Raw genomic sequence first — 3,597 nt, 5'->3', positions numbered from 1 at the left:
CCGTGGTCCGTGTAGACGGCTAGGCCGCTACGCTGGAGCGTCACCCGGTTATCGGTCGAATCGAGCGCCACTGCTTGGCCGCAACCAGACAGCGCCAGCAGGACCATCAGCACCAGCCAGCCAGCCAACAGCCAGACCGGCCACACCGGCGACGCGCCAGGCTCCCTGCGTTCTTCCTTCATGGTCTCGATACGCGCATGGGCCCGTTCGATGTCGGTGTCGACGTCGGCCAGCACCTCGCGCACGAACTCGGCAGTCAGCCGCTCCGGGCTGGCGGCGTACGTGGTCTGCATGGCGTCGAGGCGCATGGAGCGCTCGATGCGCAGCAGGCCGATCCAGACGCGCAATGCTATGATCTTCAGCGTCTTCATGGCGATCTCCGATCAGGCCCGGGCGGCTTTGCGGGGGCGAATCCCCATCAGCGCATTGACGTTGGCGACGAGGTCGTGCGGCACAGGGAGGTGACTCGGCACCGCAACGATTTCGGCCGGCATGAACTTCTCGCCCTCCGGCCACGCCTCACGCAGCTTTTCCGTGGTCGTTACGGAATAGACGAGCGCGTGCAGCTTCGTGCGCAGCTCCTCCTTCGCGGCCTCGATGGCGTTGTGTTCGCGCACGATTGCCTGGGCGCCCTCGTACACAGCGTGTGCCTTGTCCACCTTGATTTCGGAGCTGTACGGCGGAAACAGGCGGGTCCGCGACAGCTTCATGGTCTTTGGCGCGCCGTTGCCATGACCGTATGTCCTGAAGCCATCGCAGGCAATGACAACGGTATCTCGGCCCGCCGCCCAGCCCTGCGGAAGCTTCTTCGCTATCTTCTCCGCGTCGGCATACGTATGCGCGTACAGCGCATCAGCCAGGGCAGTGCGCGCCTTCTCGTGCGCGGCCTCCCGCACCTTGAATGTCGCCAGCACCGCGGCGGCGATGATTTCTTCTCGGTTGGTCTTGTTCAGCTTCATTTGTTCCTCGCGTGTTTTTGTTGTCACTGCACAGACTGCCCAGCCATAACGGCCAGGTTCTTTTCGGACTGCGCGACGTGCTGTGCACGGGCCCGGTCCAGAATTCGTTTGCTCTCCACCTCGCGCCACAGCTCCGCGAACGCCTGCACGCCCATCTCGACCGTGAAATCGAACTGCGCCGGGGCCTCGCCGCCGGTGAAGGTCGACACGTGCACGACCGCGCGCCAGTCCTTGTGCGGCAGCCGGTAGAACAGAACCGGGATGTCGCCGTCCTTCGCCTGCTCGACCGTCTGCTCCCACCACGTGCGGATCAATGGCCGCTGGCAGTGCTTCACCTCGATCGACCAGCCGGGCATGCCGGTCAGGTCCGAGTCGTCGGCGTGGTTGCGCACGCGGCGCCGGATGTCCAGCCCCAGCAGGTCGCAGAGGATCCGCGCGATCTTGCGCTCGCCGTCCTGGCCCTTGGCCCGGTTGCTCTTGCCGATCTGGCTGCGCGTCCGCGCGGGTTTCGTTGCTTCGCTCATGTTTCGATTATGGCTTCACTGCAAGCCATTTACGCATATTTAACCGCGAACAAATCCAACTGCCGCGGGTCGACATCTCGCTTCGGCACTTCCTGCTTGCGCACCTGATGCGGCTGCAGCGTGACCAAGTCCCGCGGTCCGCCATCCAGATACCGGCAAGTCAGGCGGCTGAAGCAATCCTTCTTGCTCGTGCCGGCGAGCAGCTTCTTCACCACTGCCAGGCGGCCCGACGGTGTGATGACCGTCTCGCCCGGCTGGAAATCATCCAGATCCGCGCAAAGCATGTTCGCACTCCGTTCAAGCCATTTGTGCATATTATAGCCCGAGCAAACGGCGCGTGTCAGCAAGCAAATCGCGTTCCGTGAACCCGTAATGCTTCGGGAAACCCTTAGTGCCGAGACCGTGCACGCCCAGCGGGCCGGTGTGATGCGGCTCGCACAGCGGCATGGTGTCTTTGTCGTCGGCACGCGCGGTGCCCTGCCCTTCCTTCAGGTGGTGGACCTGCACCCCGTAGGTTTCGTACCCCAGCCGCAGGCACACCACGCACGGCAGCGCGGCGACGGCGCCCATGTGGTCGCGGTTGGCCTTGGGCTTGCGCTTCGGGCCCTTCTTCTTCCAGGCGGTGCGCTGCAGGCCGGCGCCCTGCTTCAGGCCGGACGTACGCTTCATGGGTGTGCGGCGGGCCAGCACTACGCCGCCCTCCGCGCACTGGCCGCCAGATCCTCGTAGCCTTGCATGCCCGGCTCGCTCCACAGCACGCCACGCTCGGCGCCGAACGCTGACATCAGCTCCTGCAGCGCCGCCATCTGGCGGATCGACATCTTGCTCGTGCTCTTGCCCAGCACCACGAAGCCGCCATCGATGCCCGGCACGACGTCCTGCTTGTCGAGCGCCGCGGAGAAAACGTGCTTCCAATTCGCGGGCGACAGCTTGCGGCCGTACCACTCGACCTGCTTCGACACGTCCGTCAGCATCGCCCACATGCGGGCGTTCTGTTCCAGCGTGCGGGTCGGCGGCTGGATCGTCACCACGAAACCGTCGGGCGCTGACTTGATCGCGGCCAGGGCGCCAGCGCGGGCCTGGCCGTGCACCAGGCGGTAGATCTGCTTCTCGCTCATGTCAAGTCCTTGGGGTCACCTGTCACCATGCCGACGAGTGCGCTGTCGAGCAGGTAGCCATAGATGCGCATCTGCTGCGCCAGCGCCTGGCGTTCTGCCGGGCCGATCGTCTTCCAGAGGCAGCACTCGACCGCATCTTCGAAATCTGCATTTGCCGTACCGCAGCACGGGCAGAGAACTCGCCCCGATTCGAGCAGCATGCCGCCGCAGCTTGCATCGTCGTCGGAGTCGTCGCAGCAGTCGGCCGCATCGTCCTCGTCGTGGTGCAGGTCGAAGCATTCCGCGCAGCGCCACATGACGACCTCCTCCGGCGCGCGGCGCTCCAGCTGCTCGTCGGGGGCGAGCAACGCACCTTCCGGCGCCTCGTCGACTGGCCGCGGCAGGCGAATCTTCAGCACGGCTGGATCTCCACGATGGCCCCGGCGTCGTACTCGATCGCCTGCAGCTTGCTAATCTGGTTGTTGATCTGCGCGATGCGGGCGTTGAACTCGCGGCGCAGTTTCTCCTTGGCGCTGTTCAACTGGCGGATATGCTCGGCCGTCGGGTCGAAGCCTTCCGGCACTTCGGCGTGGATCGTGTGCTCGCACACCCGAATGCAGACGTCGCCTTCGCGGACGTACTTGTCTGCCTCGATGGCAGAGAACCGGTACGAAAACTCGTTTTCGTATGAGGACTTCTCAAAAAAGATCCAGCCCTTAATTTCGATTTTCATGATGCCTGCCTCTCCCAGTATTTCGAATGCACCAGGCGGGTTGCCCGGTCCACTTCCCCGACGGTGCACATGCGGAGCTGGCGGCCCCACAGGTACAGCGCGTCTCGCACATCGACCAGGCCCTGCGCGTCCAGCGTCAGGCTCTTGGTCTTCCGGTACCGCTCCTGCACGCGCCGCATGCCAGCCTCGGCCGCATCGATCACCGGCGCCGCTTCAGCCCCGATGCCCTGGTCGGCCAGCGTCCATGCGTGGTTGATGCCGCCGGCGATGCTGTTCCACTCGTT

General features: G+C 64.7%; 9 protein-coding genes. All 9 read right to left on the bottom strand.

Annotated features, from left to right (window positions below):
- Positions 1-371, bottom strand: a 371-nt coding sequence (locus I8N66_RS36780) for a hypothetical protein (protein ID WP_291165413.1), incomplete at its 3' end; no start/stop codon positions are given.
- Between the two features lie 12 nt (positions 372-383).
- The gene (locus tag I8N66_RS36775; protein WP_291165411.1) at positions 384-959 is read right to left on the bottom strand and encodes an Nmad5 family putative nucleotide modification protein; all 576 of its coding nucleotides are present in this window, start codon (positions 957-959) and stop codon (positions 384-386) included.
- Between the two features lie 23 nt (positions 960-982).
- Positions 983-1,483 (bottom strand): hypothetical protein, encoded by a 501-nt coding sequence (locus I8N66_RS36770; RefSeq protein WP_291165409.1) that lies wholly within the window; start codon positions 1,481-1,483, stop codon positions 983-985.
- A gap of 29 nt (positions 1,484-1,512) precedes the next feature.
- Complete coding sequence (locus I8N66_RS36765; RefSeq protein WP_291165407.1) at positions 1,513-1,767, bottom strand: hypothetical protein; 255 nt, start codon at positions 1,765-1,767, stop codon at positions 1,513-1,515.
- 31 nt (positions 1,768-1,798) lie between these two features.
- Positions 1,799-2,173, bottom strand: coding sequence for a Ref family recombination enhancement nuclease (locus I8N66_RS36760; protein ID WP_291165405.1), 375 nt, complete (start codon positions 2,171-2,173; stop codon positions 1,799-1,801).
- Positions 2,173-2,601 (bottom strand): recombination protein NinB, encoded by a 429-nt coding sequence (locus I8N66_RS36755; RefSeq protein ID WP_291165403.1) that lies wholly within the window; start codon positions 2,599-2,601, stop codon positions 2,173-2,175. Before I8N66_RS36755 ends, I8N66_RS36760 begins: the two co-directional genes overlap by 1 nt.
- The gene (locus I8N66_RS36750) at positions 2,598-2,999 is read right to left on the bottom strand and encodes a hypothetical protein (protein ID WP_291165401.1); all 402 of its coding nucleotides are present in this window, start codon (positions 2,997-2,999) and stop codon (positions 2,598-2,600) included. Before I8N66_RS36750 ends, I8N66_RS36755 begins: the two co-directional genes overlap by 4 nt.
- A complete protein-coding gene (locus tag I8N66_RS36745) occupies positions 2,993-3,313 on the bottom strand; it encodes a hypothetical protein (protein ID WP_291165399.1) in 321 nt (106 codons plus the stop codon). Before I8N66_RS36745 ends, I8N66_RS36750 begins: the two co-directional genes overlap by 7 nt.
- A partial coding sequence (locus I8N66_RS36740; protein WP_291165397.1) for a hypothetical protein occupies positions 3,310-3,597 on the bottom strand: 288 nt, incomplete at its 5' end. The genes I8N66_RS36740 and I8N66_RS36745, both read right to left, overlap by 4 nt.

The sequence above is a fragment of the Ensifer sp. SSB1 genome, from assembly GCF_016652895.1.
GTDB lineage: Bacteria > Pseudomonadota > Alphaproteobacteria > Rhizobiales > Rhizobiaceae > Ensifer.
Note: the sequence above shows the minus strand (reverse complement) of the source record. Positions and strands in the feature narration are given on the sequence as shown.